This is a genomic window from Pseudomonas sp. NFX15, from assembly GCF_049132105.1.
In the GTDB taxonomy this organism is placed as follows: domain Bacteria; phylum Pseudomonadota; class Gammaproteobacteria; order Pseudomonadales; family Pseudomonadaceae; genus Aquipseudomonas.
Genome location: NZ_JAFMPV010000038.1, coordinates 1 through 23820, shown reverse-complemented (window position 1 = coordinate 23820; position 23820 = coordinate 1). Strand labels below are relative to the sequence as shown.

21 protein-coding genes, 2 tRNA genes and 1 pseudogene are annotated in these 23820 nt (G+C 60.4%); 19 read left to right on the top strand and 5 right to left on the bottom strand.

Annotated elements, in window-relative coordinates; translation table 11 throughout:
* Positions 1–48 precede the first annotated feature (48 nt).
* From J1D76_RS25750 to J1D76_RS25730, 5 genes are read left to right on the top strand one after another with little or no spacing between them, the layout of a single operon-like run.
* Positions 49–831: a transporter substrate-binding domain-containing protein gene (locus J1D76_RS25750; protein ID WP_421141198.1), complete on the top strand. Its 783-nt coding sequence runs from the start codon at positions 49–51 to the stop codon at positions 829–831.
* A gap of 56 nt (positions 832–887) precedes the next feature.
* Complete coding sequence (locus J1D76_RS25745) at positions 888–1616, top strand: ABC transporter permease (RefSeq protein WP_421141197.1); 729 nt, start codon at positions 888–890, stop codon at positions 1614–1616.
* On the top strand, positions 1613–2323 hold the full coding sequence (locus tag J1D76_RS25740) for an ABC transporter permease (protein WP_421141195.1): 711 nt from the start codon (positions 1613–1615) through the stop codon (positions 2321–2323). Before J1D76_RS25745 ends, J1D76_RS25740 begins: the two co-directional genes overlap by 4 nt.
* Positions 2324–2350: 27 nt before the next feature.
* Positions 2351–3469, top strand: coding sequence for a succinylglutamate desuccinylase/aspartoacylase family protein (locus J1D76_RS25735; RefSeq protein ID WP_421141194.1), 1119 nt, complete (start codon positions 2351–2353; stop codon positions 3467–3469).
* 13 nt (positions 3470–3482) lie between these two features.
* Entirely contained in the window at positions 3483–4247 is a 765-nt protein-coding gene (locus tag J1D76_RS25730) for an ABC transporter ATP-binding protein (protein WP_421141192.1), read from the top strand.
* 65 nt (positions 4248–4312) lie between these two features.
* Here J1D76_RS25730 and J1D76_RS25725 read toward each other — a convergent pair whose 3' ends face one another.
* Together J1D76_RS25725 and dcd are read right to left on the bottom strand one after the other, a co-directional pair.
* Positions 4313–4522, bottom strand: a complete 210-nt coding sequence (locus J1D76_RS25725; protein ID WP_421141190.1) for a hypothetical protein — start codon at positions 4520–4522, stop codon at positions 4313–4315.
* Positions 4523–4629: 107 nt separating this feature from the next.
* Positions 4630–5196 (bottom strand): dCTP deaminase, encoded by a 567-nt coding sequence (gene dcd / locus J1D76_RS25720; protein ID WP_007904652.1) that lies wholly within the window; start codon positions 5194–5196, stop codon positions 4630–4632.
* 355 nt (positions 5197–5551) lie between these two features.
* Between dcd and J1D76_RS25715 the strand changes: the two genes are divergently transcribed.
* The gene (locus tag J1D76_RS25715; RefSeq protein WP_002554837.1) at positions 5552–5761 is read left to right on the top strand and encodes a cold-shock protein; all 210 of its coding nucleotides are present in this window, start codon (positions 5552–5554) and stop codon (positions 5759–5761) included.
* A 150-nt stretch (positions 5762–5911) separates the two neighbouring features.
* Here the strand turns inward: J1D76_RS25715 and J1D76_RS25710 are convergent, their stop codons facing one another.
* Positions 5912–6556, bottom strand: coding sequence for a DUF481 domain-containing protein (locus J1D76_RS25710; protein ID WP_421141226.1), 645 nt, complete (start codon positions 6554–6556; stop codon positions 5912–5914).
* A 77-nt stretch (positions 6557–6633) separates the two neighbouring features.
* Between J1D76_RS25710 and J1D76_RS25705 the strand changes: the two are divergent.
* The 5 genes and pseudogenes from J1D76_RS25705 to J1D76_RS25685 form a co-directional block, all read left to right on the top strand.
* Positions 6634–6708 (top strand): annotated as a pseudogene (locus tag J1D76_RS25705) (hypothetical protein); the annotation flags it as partial.
* Positions 6709–7081: 373 nt separating this feature from the next.
* Positions 7082–7435, top strand: a complete 354-nt coding sequence (locus tag J1D76_RS25700; protein WP_421141188.1) for an MGMT family protein — start codon at positions 7082–7084, stop codon at positions 7433–7435.
* Positions 7436–7479: 44 nt separating this feature from the next.
* Entirely contained in the window at positions 7480–9039 is a 1560-nt protein-coding gene (locus J1D76_RS25695; protein WP_421141187.1) for an AmpG family muropeptide MFS transporter, read from the top strand.
* 143 nt (positions 9040–9182) lie between these two features.
* Positions 9183–10898, top strand: a complete 1716-nt coding sequence (locus J1D76_RS25690; RefSeq protein WP_421141186.1) for a proline--tRNA ligase — start codon at positions 9183–9185, stop codon at positions 10896–10898.
* A gap of 19 nt (positions 10899–10917) precedes the next feature.
* Positions 10918–11871, top strand: a complete 954-nt coding sequence (locus tag J1D76_RS25685; RefSeq protein WP_421141185.1) for a hypothetical protein — start codon at positions 10918–10920, stop codon at positions 11869–11871.
* 123 nt (positions 11872–11994) lie between these two features.
* On the opposite strand, the gene dinB is transcribed toward J1D76_RS25685, so the two are convergent.
* Complete coding sequence (dinB, locus tag J1D76_RS25680; protein ID WP_421141183.1) at positions 11995–13056, bottom strand: DNA polymerase IV; 1062 nt, start codon at positions 13054–13056, stop codon at positions 11995–11997.
* A 301-nt stretch (positions 13057–13357) separates the two neighbouring features.
* Here dinB and J1D76_RS25675 point away from each other — a divergent pair.
* From J1D76_RS25675 to J1D76_RS25660, 4 genes are all read left to right on the top strand, one after another.
* A tRNA-Met gene (locus J1D76_RS25675) sits at positions 13358–13434 on the top strand.
* Positions 13435–13666: 232 nt separating this feature from the next.
* Positions 13667–13743, top strand: a tRNA-Met gene (locus tag J1D76_RS25670).
* A 279-nt stretch (positions 13744–14022) separates the two neighbouring features.
* Entirely contained in the window at positions 14023–16665 is a 2643-nt protein-coding gene (gene mprF / locus J1D76_RS25665) for a bifunctional lysylphosphatidylglycerol flippase/synthetase MprF (RefSeq protein WP_421141181.1), read from the top strand.
* Positions 16665–17960, top strand: a complete 1296-nt coding sequence (locus tag J1D76_RS25660; protein ID WP_421141180.1) for an AcvB/VirJ family lysyl-phosphatidylglycerol hydrolase — start codon at positions 16665–16667, stop codon at positions 17958–17960. The genes mprF and J1D76_RS25660 overlap by 1 nt, the downstream gene beginning before the upstream one ends.
* A gap of 260 nt (positions 17961–18220) precedes the next feature.
* Here J1D76_RS25660 and J1D76_RS25655 read toward each other — a convergent pair whose 3' ends face one another.
* Positions 18221–20122 carry a potassium transporter Kup gene (locus J1D76_RS25655; RefSeq protein WP_421141179.1) on the bottom strand — a complete coding sequence of 634 codons (1902 nt, stop codon included), beginning with the start codon at positions 20120–20122 and terminating at the stop codon, positions 18221–18223.
* A gap of 291 nt (positions 20123–20413) precedes the next feature.
* On the opposite strand from J1D76_RS25655, the gene rimO reads away from it, so the two are divergent.
* The 4 genes from rimO (at position 20414) to J1D76_RS25635 (ending at position 23783) form a co-directional block, all read left to right on the top strand.
* Positions 20414–21751 (top strand): 30S ribosomal protein S12 methylthiotransferase RimO, encoded by a 1338-nt coding sequence (gene rimO, locus J1D76_RS25650; RefSeq protein ID WP_339546412.1) that lies wholly within the window; start codon positions 20414–20416, stop codon positions 21749–21751.
* Positions 21752–21863: 112 nt separating this feature from the next.
* A complete protein-coding gene (locus J1D76_RS25645) occupies positions 21864–22337 on the top strand; it encodes a GNAT family N-acetyltransferase (RefSeq protein ID WP_421141177.1) in 474 nt (157 codons plus the stop codon).
* Between the two features lie 188 nt (positions 22338–22525).
* The gene (locus tag J1D76_RS25640) at positions 22526–23236 is read left to right on the top strand and encodes an rRNA pseudouridine synthase (protein WP_007992725.1); all 711 of its coding nucleotides are present in this window, start codon (positions 22526–22528) and stop codon (positions 23234–23236) included.
* A gap of 76 nt (positions 23237–23312) precedes the next feature.
* Entirely contained in the window at positions 23313–23783 is a 471-nt protein-coding gene (locus J1D76_RS25635) for a DUF1456 family protein (protein WP_108216691.1), read from the top strand.
* The last annotated feature ends 37 nt before the right edge of the window (positions 23784–23820 follow it).

Here is a 23820-nt window from a genome sequence, read left to right as displayed (position 1 = left end):
AATAATTCTGCGCCACAAGCGCTCATATTGGTTTTTAGGGATTGAATAATGAAAAAAGCATTGCTGACCCTTTCTGCACTGGCGTTGTGCATCGCAGCTGGCTCCGCCATGGCGAAGGAATACAAAGAATTGCGTTTCGGCGTTGATCCTTCCTACGCACCGTTCGAGTCGAAAGCGGCCGATGGCAGCCTGGTGGGCTTCGACATCGATCTGGGGAACGCAATCTGCGCCGAACTGAAGGTCAAGTGCAAATGGGTCGAAAGTGACTTCGACGGCATGATCCCGGGCCTCAAAGCCAATAAATTCGACGGCGTGATCTCCTCGATGACCCAGACCGAAGCCCGCGAAAAAGTCATCGATTTCTCCAGCGAGCTGTTCTCCGGCCCAACCGCCTACGTGTCCAAGAAAGGTTCGGGCGTGACCGAAGACATCGCCTCGCTCAAGGGCAAGACCGTCGGCTACGAACAAGGCACCATCCAGGAAGCCTATGCCAAGGCCGTACTGGACAAGGCTGGCGTGAAAACCCAGGCCTACGCCAACCAGGACCAGGTTTACGCTGACTTGACTTCCGGTCGTCTCGACGCGGGCATCCAGGACATGCTGCAAGCCGAACTGGGCTTCCTGAAGTCGCCACAAGGTGCCGACTATGACGTCAGCAAACCACTCGACGACCATTTGCTGCCAGCCAAGACAGCCATTGGCATTAAGAAAGGTAACACCGAGCTGAAAGCACTTTTGGATAAAGGTATCAAAGCGTTACACGATGATGGCACCTACGCCACCATCCAGAAGAAACACTTTGGCGATCTGAATCTGTACAGCGGCAAATAATGCCCGGCGCCCATCTCGCGATGGGCGCTTTTTTCTTCCGATCAGGTTGCTGATTTATGTTCGAAAACCTATTACAAAATCTGGGGCTCTCTGCCTTCAGCCTCCAGGGCTTCGGTCCGTTGCTGATGCAAGGCACCTGGATGACGATCAAGCTGTCGGCGTTGTCGCTATTGGTAGCCGTGTTGCTCGGGCTGCTGGGCGCCAGTGCCAAATTGTCAAAAATCAAACTGATGCGCGTACCTGCCCAGCTCTACACCACCCTCATTCGCGGCGTACCGGACCTGGTCCTGATGCTGCTGATCTTCTACAGCCTGCAAACCTGGCTGACGTCCCTGACCGACTACATGGAATGGGAGTACATCGAGATCAACCCGTTCAGCGCCGGGGTCATTACCCTGGGCTTCATCTACGGCGCGTATTTCACCGAAACCTTTCGTGGCGCGATCCTCGCGGTTCCACGGGGCCAGGTCGAAGCCGCCACTGCTTATGGCCTCAAACGCGGCCAGCGTTTCTGGATCGTGGTGTTCCCGCAAATGATGCGTTATGCGCTGCCGGGTATTGGCAATAACTGGATGGTGATGCTCAAGGCCACGGCCCTGGTGTCGATCATCGGTCTGGCCGACCTGGTCAAGGCCGCCCAGGACGCCGGCAAAAGCAGCTATCAATTGTTCTACTTCCTGGTGCTCGCCGCGTTGATCTACCTGCTGATCACCAGCGCATCCAACTTCATCCTGCGCAGGCTTGAACGCCGCTACTCCGCCGGGACCCGGGAGGCCGTACGATGATCGAGCTCCTGCAGGAATACTGGAAACCCTTCCTTTATAGCGACGGCATGAACATCACCGGCCTGGCCATGACGCTGTGGTTGCTCAGCGCGTCGATCTTCTTCGGCTTCCTGGTGTCGATTCCGCTGTCCATCGCACGCGTGTCGCCGCGTGTCTATGTTCGCTGGCCGGTGCAGTTCTACACCTACCTGTTCCGTGGCACGCCGTTGTATATCCAGCTGCTGATCTGCTACACCGGGATCTACAGCCTGGCGGCCATCCGCGCGCAGCCGGTGCTCGACTCGTTCTTTCGCGATGCGATGAACTGCACCATCCTGGCGTTCTCGCTGAACACCTGCGCCTACACCACGGAGATCTTCGCCGGGGCCATTCGCAGCATGAACCACGGCGAAGTCGAAGCCGCCAAGGCCTACGGCCTGACCGGCTGGAAGCTGTATGCCTATGTGATCATGCCGTCGGCGCTGCGTCGCTCATTGCCGTACTACAGCAACGAAGTGATCCTGATGCTGCACTCGACCACCGTGGCCTTCACCGCGACCATCCCGGACATCCTGAAAGTCGCTCGGGACGCCAACTCGGCGACCTTCCTGACCTTCCAGTCGTTCGGCATCGCCGCACTGATCTACCTGACCGTCACGTTTGCACTGGTCGGCCTGTTCCGACTTGCCGAACGCCGATGGCTGGCCTTCCTCGGGCCGACCCACTAGGTCTCAACCAGTTTCAGGAAACAACCGATGCGCCACCAGAAACACGACCTGCTGGCCCCGCTGCCGGGGACCGCACGACAGATCCACAGTTTTCACTTCGGCCCACAACCGGCCACCGGCAAGATCTACATCCAGGCCTCCCTGCACGCCGACGAAATGCCCGGCATGCTGGTGGCCTGGCACCTCAAGCAACGCTTGGCGGAGCTGGAAGCCGCCGGACGCCTGCGCAGCGAAATCGTGCTGGTACCCATCGCCAACCCGGTCGGCCTGGAACAGGTGCTGATGGATGTACCGCTGGGTCGCTACGAGCTGGAAAGCGGGCAGAACTTCAACCGCTGGTTCATCGACCTCAGCGAGGAAGTCGGCAACGCCATCGATGGCCAGCTCAATGACGATGCGCAGCACAACCTGCAACTGATCCGCCGCCACTTGCGCCAGGCACTGGCCCGGCAGACTGCCGGCACCCAACTGCAATCCCAGCGCCTGACCCTGCAACGACTGGCCTGCGACGCCGACATGGTGCTCGACCTGCATTGCGATTTCGAAGCGGTGTCGCACCTGTACACCACGCCGCAAGCCTGGCCCCGGGTCGAGCCGCTGGCGCGCTACATCGGTGCCGAAGCCAGCCTGTTGGCCACCGATTCCGGCGGCCAATCATTCGACGAATGCTTCACCTTGCTGTGGTGGCAGTTGAAGGAGCGCTTCGGCGAGCACTTCGACATTCCGCCGGGCAGCTTTTCCGTGACCGTCGAGTTGCGCGGCCAAGGCGACGTCAATCACCCGCTGGCGAGCCTCGACTGCCAGGCCCTGATCGACTATTTGATCCATTTCGGCGCAATCGCCGGCGAACCTTCGCCCCTGCCCGACCTGCCCTACCCCGCAACGCCGTTGGCCGGTGTCGAGCCAGTGGCCACGCCCGTTGGCGGGCTGCTCGTGTTCACCGCGCTGCCGGGTGAGTATCTGGAGGCCGGGCAACTGATCGCCGAGATCATCGACCCGATCAACGATCGCGTCACCCCCGTTCATTGCTCCGCCGCCGGGCTGATGTACGCCCGTTCGCTGCGCCGCATGGCCACTGCCGGCATGGTGATCGCCCACGTCGCGGGCACCGAAGCCTATCGCAGCGGCTATCTACTTTCGCCTTGAGGATGCATGCCCCATGTACAAATTGACCATCGAAGGCCTGCATAAAAGCTATGGCGATCACGCAGTCCTCAAAGGCGTTTCACTCAAGGCCAAGACCGGCGACGTGATCAGCCTGATCGGCGCCAGCGGCTCGGGCAAAAGCACCTTTTTGCGCTGCATCAACTTCCTCGAACAACCCAACGACGGCGCCATGAGCCTCGACGGGCAGAACGTGCGCATGATCAAGGATCGCCACGGCATGCACGTGGCCGATGCCGATGAATTGCAGCGCATTCGCACCCGCCTGGCCATGGTGTTCCAGCACTTCAACCTGTGGAGCCACATGACGGTGTTGGAAAACATCACCATGGCGCCGCGCCGGGTCTTGGGCTGCGACAGGAAGGAAGCCGAGGACCGCGCCCGCCGTTATCTCGACAAAGTAGGCCTGGCGTCCCGGGTGGCTGACCAGTATCCGGCGTTCCTGTCCGGCGGCCAGCAGCAACGGGTCGCGATTGCCCGCGCGCTGGCGATGGAGCCGGAAGTCATGTTGTTCGACGAACCGACCTCGGCGCTGGATCCGGAACTGGTGGGTGAAGTGCTCAAGGTGATCCAGGGCCTAGCCGAGGAAGGCCGGACCATGATCATGGTGACCCACGAAATGAGCTTCGCCCGCAAGGTGTCCAGCCAGGTCCTGTTCCTGCACCAGGGCCTGGTAGAGGAAGAAGGCGCGCCGGACGACGTGCTGGGCAACCCGAAGAGCGAGCGGTTGAAGCAGTTCCTCAGCGGAAACCTCAAGTAACGCCAGCGACAAAACCTGCGGGAGCGAGCCTGCTCGCTCCCGCAGGTTTTGTCGTGTCTGGTCTATTACGCCACTGGCACCGGCGGCGGCTCATCCGGCAAGGTCGGTTCGCCGGGCTCGTTGGGCTGTTCGTTCGGGGTATCGGGGTCAGGCTGACCGGGGATGCCCCCCGCCATGCTGATGGGCGGATGCGCCAATAATGACCAGGCCAGAACGCCAACCTGATTGGGTTCAAGCCTTGCCAGTTCAGCACTGATTCGGGGATCGATCTTCATTCGGCACTCCTGAGCGATGGTCCGGCCCGCTTTGCGCAGACCGGAACAGTACACCCCATAGAGTGTACGCCCGCTCAGGAATTCCCGGCATTTGCCAGACGGCTGACTCAGGTACGCGGCAGGGTCACGCCACGCTGGCCCTGGTACTTGCCGCCACGGTCCTTGTAGGACACTTCACATTCTTCGTCAGATTCCAGGAACAACATCTGCGCCACGCCTTCGTTGGCGTAGATTTTCGCCGGCAGGTTGGTGGTGTTGGAGAACTCCAGGGTCACATGGCCTTCCCACTCAGGCTCGAGCGGCGTGACGTTGACGATGATGCCGCAGCGCGCGTAGGTGCTTTTACCCAGGCAGATGGTCAAGACATTGCGCGGGATGCGGAAGTACTCGACGGTGCTGGCCAGGGCGAAGGAGTTCGGCGGGATGATGCACACGTCGCTGTGGATGTCGACGAAACTGCCGGCGTCGAAGTTCTTCGGGTCGACGATGGCCGAATTGATGTTGGTGAACACCTTGAAATGATTGGTGCAACGCACGTCATAGCCGTAGCTGGACACGCCGTAGGAGATCACACGGCTATCGTCGCTGCCGCGCACCTGGCGCTCGACGAAAGGCTCGATCATGCCGTGTTCCTGCGCCATGCGGCGAATCCACTTGTCCGATTTGATGCTCATGGCGGGGTGTCCTGAATAGCGAGGTCGAAAAATTCTGTCCGGCATCTTACCGGGCGCGCCGCCGGGTTCAAAGTCCGCGCTGCAAGTTCTCGCCGAACCGGCAGCAATTGCGGGCCCTGGCGACGAACCGTCACACCGCCGATCCCTAAAACAGAGAAACCTTCGCAAGAAGCATTGGCACGTTCCGGAAAAAGGGTTAAGGTGGCGCCACTGTGCTGCTTGTGTCACTGAGAATCTCTACACGATATGTTGAATTTCGATCCAACCATCTACAAGAATTTTTCCTGCTCTTTGCACTCAGTCTCGGCCAGGGTTCTTCCTGAGTCGCAGTTATCTTTGTTCAAGGAGTTACACCATGTCTAATCGCCAAACCGGTACCGTTAAGTGGTTCAACGATGAAAAAGGCTTCGGCTTCATCACTCCACAATCCGGTGACGACCTGTTCGTTCACTTCAAAGCTATCCAATCCGACGGCTTCAAAAGCCTGAAAGAAGGCCAACAGGTTTCTTTCATCGCTACCCGCGGTCAGAAAGGCATGCAAGCTGAAGAAGTTCAAGTTATCTAACTTGTCCTTGCTTTAGTAAAAAGCCCCGCCCTCAACAGCGGGGCTTTTTTGTGGGCGAGTGTTTTGCCCGCACCAAAAAAAATCGCCGCCTTCGACAATGCCTGTGCTTAAGCTTCAGGAATAGTCGCAGGTGGCGATTTTTTCATCTGTTTACCAGGCCACGCCAAACCCCGCGGTGTAGCGGGTCTTGTCCAGGTCCGCATCGTCGGTGCCGCTGATGATATTGCGTTCCGCCTTCAGGTTCAGCGAAGCCCAGTCAGTCACCTTGTAGCGCAACCCCATTTCGGCATCGAGTGCGTAATCGGCCACGCCCGACAGCGGCTTGCCAACCTCACCATTGGTGAAGAACTCGACACGCTTGCCCACCAGGTAGCGGTTGTAATCCCACTTCATGGCCAAGGCGTAGAAATTGTCCTTGCTGCCATCGGCAAACTCATAGTCCGTGCGATTGAGCAGCGAGCCGAGCGAGAACGCTCCAAGCTCATCATCCCAGAACTGATAGCCGGGACCGGTACCGACCGTACGCTGGCGGGAAAGGTCTTCGACCTTGTCGCGCTTGTACACCATGCGTCCCTGCCAGAACCATTGTTCGGTCAGGAAGCGGTCGATGGAGTATTCGGCTCGCCAGTTGTCGGTGGTCACCACATCATCCTGGAACGCGCGGTTGTATTCGCCCTCAGCGGTGTGCCGCCAGCGACCGTGACGCGCGGTCGTCTTGAAATCGAGGCCGTAGTCGTCGGTATCGTTCTCCGCTCGCTGGGAATCCAGCGAGAGATCGACGTTGCCTTTCCACACCAGGTCCTCGACCACCGGTTTTGGCTTGAGAATCTGCTGGATGCTCGCCAGCTCGACGGTCTTCGGCGCTTCGCCGTTGGCTAGCGTCACCTTGCCCGCGTCCGCCGCCTTCAGCGACTTGGCTTTCTCACCATGGTAGGCATCCTGCTTGACCAGCATCTCCTGGTCGCTGTCCAGGGTCTTGACCTGCTTCCAGTCGATGGTCACTGCGCCGGCGTATTCGGTCTGGATCAGCAACTTGCCGCCATCGAACAGCGTGATCTTGCCGCTCAGCTTGTCACCGTTCTTCAACCAGACGGTATCGGCTAATAGGGGCGTGGAGACACTGAGGACGGCGAGGCATAACAGGGATCTGGACAACATAAGCAACATACAAACTCGAGCTTGCGAGAAAAGTCGGCATTATCCGTAGGAACAACACCCTGACAAGGACTGACCTGACTATTTCTATCGAGTTCATTTCTCAACCAGCGGTGCAGGAATTACTCTACAGGCGGTAAAGCGACTACTTCAGGAATAACGCCCGTGAGCGATTCAACCGATGAACCCGAGAGCGCCGCGCAAATCCGACGCACGGCGCTGTACCTGACGCTGGCGCAAGTACCCGAGGGCAAAGTCGTCAGCTACGGTCAATTGGCCGAGCTTGCAGGGCTGGGGCGAGCCGCCCGCTGGGTTGGTCGCACACTCAGCCAGCTTCCGGGCGACAGTAAATTGCCCTGGCACCGCGTGCTGGGCGCCGGTGGGCGCCTGAGCCTGCCCGCGGGCAGTGCCTCGGGCGACGAACAGCGCGCACGTTTACGCATGGAGGGGGTCAGTATCCTGAACAATCGTGTTGATATTCAGCGGCATGGCTGGCGCCCGGTAGAGCACAGCGGTTAGAGTGCGCGCTTTGTTTCCGTATTTCTTGAGGCAGACTCCAGCCCATGCCCCGTAAAACCTGGCGCGCCGCGCTCGCCGCTTATGCCAGCCCTTCGACACTCGTGCTGTTGCTGCTTGGTTTCGCCGCCGGCCTGCCCTACATGCTGGTGTTTTCGACGCTTTCGGTCTGGCTGCGTGAAGCCGGCGTAGCGCGTGAAACCATTGGCTATGCCAGCCTCATCGGCCTGGCGTACGCTTTCAAGTGGGTCTGGTCCCCGCTGCTCGACCAATGGCGCCTGCCATTGCTCGGCAAGCTCGGTCGACGACGATCCTGGCTGGTACTGTCCCAGGCCCTGGTGATCCTTGGCCTGATCGGGATGGGTTTCTGCGACCCACAAAAGCATTTGTCCTGGCTGATCGCGATTGCCGTGGTCGTCGCCTTCGCTTCAGCGACGCAGGACATCGCGGTAGACGCCTACCGCCTGGAAATCGCCGAGGACAACCGCCAGGCCGCACTCGCCGCCAGCTACATGTCCGGTTATCGGATCGCCGCCCTGCTGGCTACCGCCGGTGCCCTGTACTTCGCCGAAGGTTTCGGCTCGACCGGTTTCAATTACCAGCATTCGGCATGGGCTGGCACCTACATCCTGTTCGGCGCCCTGATGGTCCCGGCATTGCTGACCAGCCTGTTCATGCGCGAACCGCCCGTGCCACTGCGTACTCAGTTGCAGGCCGGCCGATACAGTTTTGTGCATCAATTGGCATCGGTGTTCGTGCTGATCGTGTTGCTGGTTTCCGTACCCGCGATGTTCACCCAGCTCTACTACACCGACTTCGCCAGCGTGCTATTCAATGGCGTCAGCCTGCTTGACCTGCTGCTCGAAGACCGCGCCTTCCTGCGAGCGATCCTCTACACCACCCTGACGGCCCTCTGCCTCTCGGCCGTGGGCCGCCGTGGCCTGGCGCCCGTGCTGACACCTGTCAACGATTTCATCCTGCGTTACCGCTGGCAGGCCTTCCTGTTGCTCGGGCTGATCGCCACCTATCGCATGTCCGATACGGTCATGGGCGTGATGGCCAATGTGTTCTACATCGACCAGGGTTTCACCAAGGACCAGATTGCCAGCGTCAGCAAGATCTTCGGCCTGATCATGACCCTCGTCGGAGCCGGCATGGGTGGCCTGCTGATCGTGCGTTTCGGCATCTTGCCAATCCTGTTCATCGGTGGTGCGGCCTCTGCCGCCACCAACCTGCTGTTCCTGATGCTGGCCGACATGGGCCCGAATCTGCAGATGCTGATCGTGACCATCTCCCTGGATAACTTCAGTTCAGGCCTGGCCACGTCGGCGTTCGTCGCGTATCTGTCGAGCCTGACCAACCTCAAGTTCTCGGCCACCCAGTACGCCCTGCTCAGTTCGATCATGCTGTTGCTGCCACGCCTGATCGGCGGCTACTCCGGGGTCATGGTGGAAAAATTCGGTTACCACAACTTCTTCCTGATCACAGCCCTGCTAGGCGTACCCACCCTGCTGCTGATCGCCTTGCACTGGTTCCAGGAAAGCCGCCGCGCCGGGCCCACGCCCACGCCGGAACCGGTGCCGACCCAGGTCGCCGAAGAATCGTAGGAAACGTTTGCAGGAACTTTTGCACAGGGTGGCGCGAATTGCGCCCTGCTGCCACACCACCGACCGCACGCCTGTACGCCAGCGGATCTCGCCCGTACAATGCTCCGTCATTTCTCGTCATCAGCAATCGATAACGGCCAACCATGCGCACCAGTCAATTTTTGCTCGCCACACAGAAAGAAACGCCTTCCGACGCGGTCGTGATCAGCCACCAGCTGATGCTGCGCGCCGGCATGATCCGCAAACTCGCCTCGGGCCTGTACACCTGGCTGCCGATGGGCTTGCGAGTAATGCGCAAGGTCGAGGCCGTCGTTCGTGAGGAAATGAACGCCGCCGGTTCTCTCGAAGTGTTAATGCCGAGTACCCAACCGGCTGAGCTGTGGCAGGAATCCGGTCGCTGGGAAGAGTACGGCCCTGAATTGCTGCGCTTCAAGGATCGTCACAACCGTGACTTCTGCGCGGGCCCGACCCACGAAGAAGTCATCACCGACCTGATGCGCAACGAATTGAGCAGTTACAAGCAGCTGCCAATCAACCTGTACCAGATCCAGACCAAGTTCCGTGATGAAATCCGTCCACGCTTCGGCTTGATGCGCGGCCGCGAATTCATCATGAAGGACGCCTACTCGTTCCACGCCGACCAGGCCTCGCTGCAGGTCACCTATGACCGCATGCACGAAGCGTACTGCAACGTGTTCACTCGCCTGGGCCTGAAATACCGTCCTGTAGAAGCCGACAACGGCTCCATCGGCGGTGCCGGCTCCCACGAGTTCCACGTACTGGCCGACTCCGGTGAAGACGACATCGTGTTCAGCAACGGTTCTGACTACGCCGCCAACATCGAGAAGGCCGAAGCCGTGCCGCGCGAAACTTCGCGCGCCGCTGCGACCGAAGAACTGCGCCTGGTCGACACCCCGGACACCAAGACCATCGCCGCTCTGGTGGAGAAATTCAATCTGCCGATTGAAAAGACCATCAAGACCCTGATCGTGCACGCCGAAGAAGAAGGCAAGCTGATCGCCCTGGTGATCCGCGGTGACCACGAGCTCAACGAAATCAAGGCGGCCCAGCAACCGGGCGTTGCCAGCCCGCTGGTCATGGCCTCTGACGCCGAACTGCGTGACGCCATCGGCGCCGGCGCCGGTTCCCTCGGCCCGTTGAACCTGCCGATACCGATCATCATCGACCGCTCGGTCGAGCTGATGAGCGACTTCGGCATCGGTGCCAACATCGACGACAAACACTACTTTGGCGTGAACTGGGAGCGCGACCTGGCGGTTCCGACCGTCGCCGACCTGCGCAACGTCGTGGCCGGTGATCCGAGCCCGGACGGCAAGGGCACCCTGGAAATCAAGCGCGGCATCGAAGTCGGGCACATCTTCCAGCTAGGCAACAAGTACAGCAAGGCGATGAAGTGCGAAGTGCTGGGCGAGAACGGCAAGCCGGTCACCCTGGAAATGGGTTGCTACGGCATCGGCGTGTCCCGCGTGGTGGCCGCCGCCATCGAGCAGAACAATGACGAGAAGGGGATCATCTGGAGCGACACCCTCGCGCCTTTCCAGATCGCCCTGGTACCGCTGCGCTACGAAACCGAGCAGGTACGTGAAGCCACCGACAAGCTGTACGCGCAACTGACCGCTGCCGGTTTCGAAGTGCTGCTGGACGACCGCGACAAGAAAACCAGCCCGGGCATCAAGTTCGCAGACATGGAACTGATCGGCATTCCGCACCGGATCGTGATCAGCGACCGCGGCCTCGCCGACGGCAACCTGGAATACAAGAGCCGTACCGAAGCCGAGGCACAAGCGCTGCCGGTCGCCGACGTACTGTCCTTCCTTCAGGCCCGCATCCGCCGCTGATACCAGATATAGAGACGTCATGTTCAAGCGAAACACCTTAGGCCTCGGTGGCGCCGCCCTGTGCGGCGCCCTGCTGGTCAGCGGCTGTGCCAATCACATGTCACAACGCAGCGAGCACGAGGAACGGGTCGAGCGCAAATTGCTCGACCACAGCCTGCAGATCGATGTCGGCGAGCCCGATGTGCTTGAGCTGCCGCAGCGGCGGGTGAGAATCCACGAGCAGAAGACTTTCGAAGTCACCGAGTACGAAGTCACGCGCCACTACGACCGTTACACGCCGTACCAACCCTGGCGGGAGATCTACGAGATCCCGCTGGGCGCGGTGGCGGTGGTGGCTGGTATCGGCGCCAACGTGGTCAACGTCTTCGCCCTGGGCAACCTGCCGGACAGCATGACCAAGGATTGGCTGAGCTACGGTTTCGCCGGGCTCAACCCGTTCATGAACACGCCGTCTCACGGACGCGCCCAGCAAAACCTCGCCGGCATTGATGAAATCCAGCGCGACAAGCGCATGGAATACTCAAGCCTGCCGTGGAGCGAGCGTCCGGTCGAGGTGAAGGCTGGCAAGGACACTTTTGATCTGACCACCGACAAGAATGGCGTCTTGCGCCTGAACCTGTTGGACAGCCCGTTCGCCGAACATGACATCAACCATCTGACCCGCTTGCTAATCCGGGTTGCCGACGTACCGGGCGAGGTTCACACCGACTCTTCGCTGGCCATCAGCAGCACCTTGCGCAGCAAATTGTATGAGGCCCACGGGCTGATTTACGACGACCTCGAAGGTGATGAAGTGAGCCAGTGGGTGCACCGGGTCAAACGCCTGTCGGAGCTGGGCCTTGAAGAAGAAGCCAGTGAGCTGGAACAGAGCCTGATCGAACTGACGCGCAATGATCCGCAACTGCAGGGCGAATTCCTCAAGTCCCTCGCGAAAAATGGCGACCGCCTGGTCGCGAATCCGGGACTGAACTAAAAGGCAAAAGCTTCGCGAGCAGGCTCGCTCCTACAGTGGAATTGAGGTGCACAAAAATCCCCTGTAGGAGCGAGCCTGCTCGCGAAGGCGGCTTGCCATTCACCAAAAGCTTCTTATCTACCGCTACCGCTCAAACAACTCCATCTGCTCAAACCCGCCCCGCAAATCCTCCAGCCGCACCCCGACCCCCAATAGCCGCACCGGCTTACCGCCGCGATTGAACGCCTGGGTCAACATTAACTGGTAACTCCCCAGATCCCGCCCTGCCCCGGCCTGCTCCAGTGTGGTCTGGGTAAAGTCATGGAATTTCACTTTGACGAAGGGCTTGCCCGGCCGATAGCTGCTGTCGATGCGCGCCATGCGCCCGGCCAGGGTCTCCAGCAATTCGGGCAATTTATCCAGGCAACTCTTCAGATCAGGCAGATCGACGTCGTAGGTATTTTCCACGCTGATCGACTGACGACGACTGTCGTTGTGCACCACGCGCTCATCGATCCCACGGGCCAGGCTCCAGAGTCGCTCGCCAAAGCTGCCAAATTCACGCACCAGGGCTAATTTGCCCCACTCGCGCAGTTGCAGGCAATCGCTGATACCGTGCTTGCCGAGCTTGTCGGCGGTGACCTTGCCCACCCCGTGCAACTTGCTCACCGGCAGGCCACTGACAAACGACTCGACCTGATCGGGGGTAATGACGAACAGACCGTTGGGTTTTTTCCAGTCACTGGCGATCTTGGCCAGAAACTTGTTCGGCGCCACGCCGGCCGACACGGTGATATGCAGTTGATTGGACACCCGACGACGGATGTCCTGGGCGATGCGCGTTGCACTGCCGCCAAAATGCGCACTGTCCGATACGTCAAGGTAGGCCTCGTCGAGCGAAAGCGGCTCGATGATGTCGGTGTAATCGCGAAAGATCGTATGGATTTCCTTCGAGGCTTCTCTATAGGCCTCCATGCGCGGCTTGACGATGGTCAGGTCCGGGCATAGTTTCAGCGCATGCCCTGACGACATCGCCGAACGCACACCATAGGCTCGCGCCTCGTAGTTGCAGGTCGCAATCACCCCGCGTCGATCCGCCGAGCCGCCGACCGCCAAAGGCTTGCCGGCCAGATTCGGGTCGTCGCGCATCTCGATGGCGGCGTAGAAACAGTCGCAATCAACATGGATGATCTTTCGCTGTGTCATATCAAAGCTGTGTTCTTGGATAAGAAAAGGCGCATGCGAGTGCCGGACGGGCAGTATCTCACCGACACCTGTATATAGCACCAGTGGTCGGAATGTTCTTTTCGGTTTGTGGGAAATGCCACTGATGAATTTATTTTTTCAATCGAAAAAGCACCCCCAATAGAGCCGCAACCCTTGCCCTGCCTGCCCCGCAGAAGACCCGCCCTGCCCCTACGCAAGCTAACCAATTGAACCTGAACAGCTTTTTTCAGAATTGCAGGTTGACACCCCGGCGTATCTCTATAGAATGCCGACACACAGACGCGGGATGGAGCAGTCTGGTAGCTCGTCGGGCTCATAACCCGAAGGTCGTCGGTTCAAATCCGGCTCCCGCAACCAAACATCAAAAAAGGCTACTCGAAAGAGTGGCCTTTTTTGTGCGTGCCTGTTTTGTATTGTCGGGCCGCGCAACCAGCCCTACTCACTGAATCGAGCAAAAAGCAGAAATCGTTTCGATTCTGAAACTTAGGACACGACTGCGACGGTTTGCCGCGCTTGAGCGTTTATTTGACCTGCTTCAGGATTAACGGTTGACACCCCGGCATATCTCTATAGAATGCCGCCACACAGACGCGGGATGGAGCAGTCTGGTAGCTCGTCGGGCTCATAACCCGAAGGTCGTCGGTTCAAATCCGGCTCCCGCAACCAAACATCAAAAAAGGCTACTCGAAAGAGTGGCCTTTTTTGTATCTGTTGAAAAAGTCCTTTCGCAACAATGATCTGTCATTGTGCAACAAGCCGTTTGGGAGCCACCCATGCGCCGAGTTCAGACTATGCTCTATCGCAGGCCGAAGCCTTCACGACCGATGACATGCCGTCCCCGCTGCCGGGTGATAGGCGTTAATATTTGTGATTATTTTTTTCTACAGGGATTGGTAACTTGGCTCGATACCCCCATCCTGTCGCGCACAATCCAAGAGGTGATTGATGCGCGCCAACTCGTCTGATCCACAAGACACTGTCACAGCGACACAACCGATCAAGGCTGAGCGTCTGCGCCTGCTCGATCGAGTGAGCAAATACCGTCAGCCCATTGGCCTGGCGGTCACCTTGCTGTTGTTCGCGATCGCGCTGATTGCCTGTCGCCACTTGTTGAGCGAACTCGATCTCTACGCGCTACACGACTCGATCCTCGACGTACCGAAGCCGGCCTTGCTGGGTGCCCTGGGCGCAACCATCGTCGGCTTCATCATCCTGCTGGGCTACGAATGGTCGGCCAGCCGTTATGCCGGGGTCAGCCTGGCACCGCGCACCCTGGCACTCGGTGGCTTCACCGCCTTCGCCATTGGCAACGCCATCGGCCTTTCAATGTTGTCGGGCGGCTCGGTTCGCTATCGCCTGTACGCCCGTCATGGCCTGGGGGCGGGTGAGGTCGCGCGCATGACGCTGTTTGCCAGCCTCTCGCTCGGGTGTGCCTTGCCACCGCTGGCGGCCCTGGCGACGCTCAGCGACCTGCCTGCCGCGTCCATTGCCCTGGGTCTGTCCGAGACGCTGCTGGGCGTGGTGGCAGCGGTCGTGCTGCTGTTGTTCTCGGTGCTGGCCATCGGTATCTATCGCCGTCGGCTGCCGGAACAACCCCTGCAGGACAACCTGCTGGTCCAGGTCGGACGCCGCACGCTGCGCCTTCCGGGGCGTCGCCTGACGTTCCTGCAACTGATCATTACTGCCCTCGACGTTGCGGCTGCCGCGACCGTGCTGTATCTGCTGCTGCCGGAAGCGCCACCGTTCGGTGCCTTCTTGCTGGTTTACCTGTTGGCCCTGGCGGCCGGTGTACTCAGTCATGTGCCTGGCGGTGTCGGGGTATTCGAGGCAATCTTGCTCGCAGCGTTTTCCGACACTCTTGGCGCTGCGCCACTGGCGGCCGCCCTGCTGCTCTATCGCCTGATCTATGTGGTCCTGCCGTTGCTGGTGGCGTGCCTGCTGTTGCTGATCAACGAAGGCCAGCGCCTGTTCCAGACTCGCCAGACCCTGCGCGCAGCCTCGGGCCTTGCGGCACCGATCCTGTCGGTGCTGGTGTTCCTCTCCGGCGTGGTATTGCTGTTCTCCGGCGCCACCCCGGAAATCGACACGCGCCTGGAACACATCGGTTTCCTGATCCCTCATCGCCTGGTCGATGCTTCGCACTTCGGCGCCAGCCTGGTGGGCGTGCTGTGCCTGCTGCTGGCGCAGGGCCTGCGTCGCCGGCTGTCCGCCGCGTGGATGCTGACCACGATTCTGCTGCTGGTCGGCGCCCTGCTGTCGCTGCTCAAGGGTTTCGACTGGGAAGAAGCCAGCCTGCTGATGCTCACCGCCAGCCTGCTCGGAGTCTTCCGTCGCTCGTTCTATCGCCCAAGCCGCCTGACCGAAGTGCCGTTTTCGCCGCTGTACCTGGTGGCCAGCCTGTGCGTGCTGGGTGCGTCGATCTGGTTGCTGCTGTTCGCCTATCAGGACGTTCCGTACAGCCATCAACTGTGGTGGCAGTTCACCCTCGACGCCGATGCCCCGCGTGGCCTGCGTTCGTTGCTCGGTGCCGCCGTGCTGTTGGTGGTGGTGTCGCTGACCTGGCTGCTGCGTACCGCGCGCCCGATCATTCACCTGCCGACGCCCGATGAACTGGAGCGCGCCAACAAGATCCTCATGGCCTCGGCCCAACCGGATGGCGGCCTGGCGCTGACCGGTGACAAGGCGCTACTGTTCCATCCCAATGACGAAGCGTTCCTGATGTACGCCCGTCGTGGCCGCAGCCTGGTGGCCCTCTACGATCCGATCGGCCCGGGCCAGCAACGCGCCGAAATGATCTGGCAGTTCCGCGATCTGTGCGATCTCCACCACGCCCGTCCCGTGTTCTATCAGGTTCGTGCCGAGAACCTGCCGTACTACATGGACATCGGCCTGACCGCGATCAAGCTCGGAGAAGAAGCCCGGGTCGAACTCAAGAAGTTCGATCTCGAAGCCAAGGGCAAAGAGATGAAGGACCTGCGCTACACCTGGAACCGTGGCACCCGCGATGGGCTGTCGCTGGAAATCCATGAGCCGGGTCATGCGCCGATGGATGAGCTCAAGGTGATCTCCGATGCCTGGCTGACCGGCAAGAATGTCCGCGAAAAAGGCTTCTCGCTGGGCCGCTTCAGTGATGACTACCTCAAGTATTTCCGCATCGCGGTGATTCGTTTCGAAGGGCGCCCGGTGGCGTTTGCCAACTTGCTCGAGACCTACGGCCATGACCTGGCCAGCCTCGACCTGATGCGTGCGCACCCGGAGGCCCCTAAGCTGACCATGGAGTTCATGATGGTCGGCCTGATTCAACATTATAAAAACCATGGATACGCGCGTTTCAGCCTGGGCATGGTGCCGTTGTCGGGGTTGCAACCCCGTCGAGGTGCACCGCTGACCCAGCGCCTGGGTTCGATGGTATTCCGCCGTGGTGAGCAGCTGTACAACTTCCAAGGCTTGCGCCGTTTTAAAGACAAGTTCCAGCCTGATTGGGAACCCCGTTATATGGCTGTGCCCGCCGGACTCGATCCGCTGGTTGCGCTGGCCGACACTGCTGCCCTGATCGCGGGCGGCTTGACTGGATTGGTGAAACGCTGATGATTCAACGCTCCCTGAAGTACATCCTGGTCGCACTGATTGTGCTGGCCGCGATTCTTGGTGGCGGTTACTGGTACCTGAAACGCCCGGCACCGGAACCGACCCTCGAACTGCTGACCCCGGCCGACGGCGCGGCGATGACCCGTGTCATCCCCGGCACGAAGCCACGCGCCCAGGTGCTGGTGGCCGTCAATGACGACCAAAAACTCAGCGACAAGCAGCTGATGACCCTGAGCCGCAGCGCCGCGGCGCAAATTGTCCAAGTGATCCTGCCCAAAGACTGCCTGCTGCAAAGCCGAGCCCTGCAATCGGGTCTGCGCGAACTCAATGGCCCGGCAACCCTGGTCAGCGGTATCGGCCCGGGTGCCGTGCTGGCCTGGCGCTGGCTAGCCGAACAGAAAGACGACAAGGCCCAGGCCATCTCGGTCGATCTGGCGTTGGAAAAAGGCGGCTGCACGCACCTGTTTCCGAAAAGTGCCGCCCACGGTCACTGGCTGGTGGCCTGGAACGACAACCCGGATGACGCCAGTGCCGGCTTCGTGCGTGACCAGCCGAACGCCGAAACCAGCATCAGCGACTACGACATCAACCTGCCGCAAGTGCTGAACAACGAACTGCGCAAGATCCTCGTCGGTGGCGACAAGGCCGCTGGCGGCCTGCAGATCCCGGTAGTCGAAGTGCCAGCGGGCCAGGCCAAGGACACCGTGACCCTGTTCCTGTCCGGTGACGGCGGTTGGCGTGACCTGGATCGCGACGTGGCGGGCGAGATGGCGAAGATCGGTTACCCGGTGGTCGGCATCGACACCCTGCGCTACTACTGGCAGCACAAGAGCCCGGAGCAGAGCGCACTGGACCTGGCCGAGCTGATGCAGCACTACCGGCAGAAATGGGGCACCAAGCGCTTCATCCTGACCGGCTACTCGTTCGGCGCGGATGTGCTGCCAGCGATCTACAACCGTCTCGAGGCCTCGGAGCAGAATCGCGTCGATGCGATCATCCTGCTGGCCTTCGCCCGTACCGGCAGCTTCGAAATCGAAGTCGAAGGCTGGCTCGGCAACGCCGGCAAAGAAGCCGCCACCGGCCCGGAAATGGCCAAGCTGCCCGCAGCCAAAGTAGTGTGCATCTACGGTGAAGAAGAAGCCGACGAAAGTGGTTGCACCGACAAGACCGCGGTGGGCGAAGCCGTGAAGCTGCCTGGCGGCCACCACTTCGACGAGAACTACCCGGCACTGGCCAAGCGCCTGGTGGACATCATCGAGAAGCGCCAACCGAAGGACGCGGCGGTTACAGAGTGATCTGAGCCCCAAAAAAGCCCTCGTTACCTCACGGTAACGGGGGCTTTTTCATTCCACCACACAATGCCAGCTCCAGCAGAGATCACACAAACCTGTAGGAGCTGGCTTGCCAGCGAAGGCGTCCGCGCATTCAACACCAACGTCACAGACACACCGCATTCGCTGGCAAGCCAGCTCCTACACAGATCACACCGGCCCGGATGACCATCCACAAAAAAGCCCCCGCTGCCGCAAGGCAACGAGGGCTTTTTGTGGGTCGCTTACATCTCCACCTGAGTACCCAGCTCAATTACCCGGTTCAGCGGCAGATTGAAGAACCGCAGGTTGCCGTTGGCGTTCTGCAACATGAACGCGAACAGCGCCTCACGCCAGCGCGACATGCCTTCGAGCTTCGAGGCAATCACCGTCTCGCGGCTGAGGAAGTACGTGGTGCGCATCGGGCTGAAGTCCAACTCGTCGAGATGGCACAGCTTCAACGCCTTCGGTACGTCCGGCTCGTCGGTAAAGCCGAAGTGCAGGATTACCCGGAAGAAGCCCTCGCCATAGGCATCGACCTCGAACCGTCGGGTTGGCGGTACCCGCGGGATATCTTCGTACACCACCGTCAGCAGCACCACCTGCTCGTGCAACACCTGGTTATGCAGCAGGTTGTGCAACAGCGCGTGGGGCACGGCGTCCGCGCGTGCCGTCAGGAACACCGCGGTGCCTTGCACCCGGTGTGGCGGCTGTACGGCGATGCTGCTGATAAAGATCGGCAGGGGCAAGCCGCCTTCGTCGATGCGATCGACCAGCAACTGCTTGCCGCGCTTCCAGGTGGTCATCAGCACAAACAGTGCAAGACCGGCGATCACCGGGAAGGCACCGCCCTGGACGATTTTCGGCACGTTGGCGGCGAAGTACACACCGTCCACCAGCAGGAAGCCCAACAGCACCGGCACCACCAGCAGCGGTGGCCATTTCCACAGCAGCAGGATCACCGCCGACACCAGGATGCTGGTCATCAGCATGGTCCCGGTCACCGCCACACCGTAGGCCGAGGCCAGCGCACCCGAGGATTCGAAGCCCAGCACCAACAGCACCACGCCGACCATCAGCGCCCAGTTCACCGCGCCAATGTAGATCTGGCCCTGTTCGGCGCTGGAGGTGTGCCGGATGTGCATGCGCGGGATGTATCCGAGCTGGATCGCCTGACGGGTCAGGGAGAACGCGCCGGAAATCACTGCCTGCGAAGCAATCACCGTGGCCAGGGTCGACAAGCCGACGAGCGGGATCAATGCCCAGCTTGGCGCCAGCAGGTAGAACGGGTTGCGCGCCGCTTCCGGGTCGCCCAGCAGCAAGGCACCTTGCCCGAAATAGTTGAGCACCAACGCCGGCAGCACCAGCAGAAACCAGGCGCGAGCGATCGGCTTGCGACCGAAGTGACCCATGTCCGCGTACAGCGCTTCGGCACCGGTCAATGCCAGCACCACCGCGCCGAGAATCGCCAGGCCCATGCCCGGGTGGACGACAAAGAAGCGCACGCCCCACACCGGATTCATCGCTTGCAACACTTCCGGGTGCTGCAGGATGCCGTAGACACCCAGTGCGCCCAGCACCAGGAACCAGGTCACCATAATCGGCCCGAACAGAATGCCGATCCGCGCCGTGCCGTGGCTCTGGATCAGGAATAGCCCGACCAGCACCACCAGCGATAGCGGCACCACCCAATGATCGATGCCGTCGAACGCCAGTCCCAGGCCTTCAATCGCCGAGAGGACGGAAATCGCCGGCGTGATCATGCTATCGCCATAGAACAGCGCCGCGCCGATCAGACCGCAAACCACCAGGAAGCCGCGCAGCTTCGCATGCCCCGCCGCCGCCCGCCGGGCCAGCGCGGTCAGGGCCATGATCCCGCCTTCGCCCTGGTTGTCGGCCCGCAGGACGAACATCATGTACTTGATCGACACGACCCAGATCAGCGACCAGAAGATCAGCGCCAGGATCCCCAGCACCCCGTCGTGGTTAACCGGCACGCCATAGCCGCCGGAAAACACTTCCTTGAGGGTGTACAACGGACTGGTGCCGATATCGCCATAAACCACCCCGACTGCCGCGACCAGCATGCCGATCGGCTTCACCGCCGAATGCTCGGCGCCCGCAGTCTGACTACTTGCCTGACCCATCCACCACTCCTACTACCCAGACTCGGGCTTCTTGAAAGAAGCACTATGCTTTGTCGTGCAGCATGCGCTGTTTTACTTCACGTTACAGACGTTTTGTTGACTGTAAAAAATCAGTAAAGCGTAACGGCGCGAAGCATAGCGCAGCACTCGTCGTATTTCCCTGCATAAAGCTGGTCAAGTGGGCTTACCATCGCTAGAATTGCGCACTTTTTGATCAGAGGCGCCAAATAAGCGCCCGTCCGTCGTCTTGCCGCACTCGGCACGAGGCGTCACAAAATACCGAGGTTAGACATGTCCACCACTCCTGCGTCAGCCAATCCAAAGGTTGGCTTCGTATCCCTGGGCTGCCCCAAAGCACTGGTCGACTCCGAGCGCATCCTTACCCAGCTGCGCATGGAAGGCTATGACGTCGTGTCCACCTACCAGGACGCTGACGTTGTCGTGGTCAACACTTGCGGCTTCATCGATTCGGCCAAGGCCGAGTCCCTGGAAGTGATCGGCGAAGCCATCAAGGAAAACGGCAAGGTCATCGTGACCGGCTGCATGGGCGTCGAGGAAGGCAACATCCGCAACGTACACCCGAGCGTGCTGGCCGTGACCGGTCCGCAGCAGTACGAGCAAGTGGTCAATGCCGTGCACGAAGTCGTGCCGCCGCGCCAGGATCACAACCCGCTGATCGACCTGGTGCCGCCGCAAGGCATCAAGCTGACCCCGCGCCACTACGCCTATCTGAAGATTTCCGAAGGCTGCAACCACAGCTGCAGCTTCTGCATCATCCCGTCGATGCGCGGCAAACTGGTCAGCCGTCCGGTCGGTGACGTGCTGGACGAGGCCCAGCGCCTGGTCAAGTCCGGCGTCAAAGAGCTGTTGGTGATCTCGCAAGACACCAGCGCCTACGGCGTCGACGTTAAGTACCGCACCGGTTTCTGGAACGGCGCGCCGGTGAAAACCCGCATGACCGAACTCTGCGAAGCCTTGAGCACCCTGGGCGTCTGGGTGCGCCTGCACTACGTTTACCCGTACCCGCACGTTGACGAGCTGATCCCGCTGATGGCCGCCGGCAAGATCCTGCCGTACCTGGACATCCCGTTCCAGCACGCCAGCCCGAAAGTGCTGAAGTCGATGAAACGCCCGGCGTTCGAAGACAAGACCCTGGCACGCATCAAGAACTGGCGCGAAATCTGCCCGGACCTGATCATCCGTTCGACTTTCATCGTCGGCTTCCCCGGCGAAACCGAAGAAGATTTCCAGTACCTGTTGAACTGGCTGACCGAAGCCCAGCTCGACCGCGTCGGCTGCTTCCAGTACTCGCCGGTCGAAGGCGCACCAGCCAACGACCTGGACCTGGATGTCGTCCCGGATGACGTCAAGCAGGACCGTTGGGAGCGTTTCATGGCGCACCAGCAAGCAATCAGCTCGGCACGCCTGCAAATGCGCATCGGCCGTGAAATCGAAGTGCTGGTCGATGAAGTCGACGAGCAAGGCGCGGTTGGCCGTTGCTTCTTCGATGCCCCGGAAATCGACGGCAACGTGTTCATCGACAACGGCAGCAACTTGAAGCCAGGCGACAAGGTCTGGTGCAAAGTGACCGACGCCGACGAATACGATCTGTGGGCTGAACAGATCTAAACGCAAAAAATACCCAAAGCCCCGCTCTCTTGACGAGATGCGGGGCTTTTTTACGGCTATCGTTTGACGTTGAAAGGATTCACATCACTCACGCATTCAGAGGCAGACAGGCATGCGTCAGCATTCGGTCATCCATACGCCGAAACTCGGCGACTACGAAGAACTGACCCAGGTCTGGGAGGCCTCGGTCCGCGCCACCCATGACTTTCTGCCGGACAGCTACATCGAGCTGCTGAAAAACCTGGTACTGACCCGCTACCTCGACGCGGTAATGCTGGTCTGCACCAAGGACTCGAACCAACGCATCACTGGGTTCGCCGGGGTGGCGGCCGGCAAGATCGAAATGCTGTTCATCGACCCCGATCATCGCGGCCAGGGCCTGGGCAAGAAATTGCTGCGCTACGCCCTCGAACACCTGAACGCCGACGAACTGGACGTCAACGAACAAAACCCCCAAGCCCTGGGCTTTTACTTCAAGCAGGGCTTCGAGGTCATTGGTCGCTCGGAAGTCGATGGCATGGGCCAACCGTACCCGCTGCTGCACATGCGCTTGAGGCAAAACCAGCACCACTCACAACACGGCTGACACCACACAACCTCCTGTAGGAGCTGGCTTGCCAGCGAAGACGTCGGCACATCCAGCATCGTTTTCACAGACACACCGCTTTCGCTGGCAAGCCAGCGCCTACAAAAAGCGCTGCGGTGTAAATGGAGCCGGGATTAACCGGCGCCACGCAGGTACAATGCCCACCCCTTTTTTGTTACGGCCCTGACATGACTGACCCGATTCGTCTCTCCAAACGCCTCATCGAACTCGTCGGCTGTTCCCGTCGGGAGGCTGAGCTGTTCATCGAGGGCGGCTGGGTCACCGTCGACGGCGTGGTCATCGACGAGCCGCAATTCAAGGTCGACACCCAAAAAGTCGAGCTCGACCCCGAAGCCAAGGCCACTGCGCCAGAGCCGGTAACGCTGCTGCTGAACGTGCCCGCCGGCATGGACGCAGACACCGCCATGGCCACCCTCGGCGCCGAGACGCTGAGCGAAGAACACCGCTACGGCAAACGCCCGTTGCGCGGCCACTTCCTGCGCCTGACCGCCAGCACCGACCTGCAGGCCAACGCCAGCGGCCTGCTGGTGTTCACCCAGGACTGGAAAATCCTGCGCAAACTGACCGCCGACTCCAGCAAGATCGAGCAGGAGTACGTGGTCGAGGTTGAAGGCGAGATGGTGGCGCACGGCCTCAATCGCCTGAACCACGGCCTGACCTACAAGGGCAAGGAGTTGCCGGCGGTCAAGGCCAGTTGGCAGAACGAGAACCGCCTGCGCTTTGCCATGAAGAATCCGCAACCGGGCATCATTGCCCAGCTGTGCCAGGCCGTCGGCCTGAAGGTCGTCGCCATCCGCCGCATCCGCATCGGCGGCGTGTCCATCGGCAAAGTGCCCGTGGGGCAATGGCGCTACTTGTCCGGCAAAGAGAAGTTCTGACACTTCCCCTGCCGCCACACCTTTCGGCGCCGCTGTTTTCGGCGGCGCCCATAGCTGAATTATCAGGACTGCACACATGATTCATAACGACGTACTGCGCAGCGTGCGCTACATGCTCGACATCAGCGACAAGAAAGTCATCGAGATCATCAAGCTCGGCGGCATGAACGTGACCCTGCCGGACTTGCTGACCTACCTCGACAAGAAAGAGGAAGACGAAGAAGGCTTCGTCCGCTGCCCGGATGAAGTCATGGCGCACTTCCTCGATGGCCTGGTGATCTTCAAGCGTGGCAAGGACGAAAGCCGTCCGCCGCAGCCGATCGAAGTCCCGGTGACCAACAACATCATCCTGAAAAAGCTGCGCGTGGCGTTCGAGCTGAAAGAGGACGATATGCACGCGATCCTCAAGGCCGCCGAGTTCCCGGTATCAAAACCTGAGCTGAGCGCGCTGTTCCGCAAGTTCGGCCACACCAACTACCGTCCGTGCGGCGACCAGCTGCTGCGCAACTTCCTCAAGGGCCTGACCCTGCGCGTACGCCCGCAGTAAACGCCCCCCTTGTAGGAGCCGGCTTGCTGGCGATGGC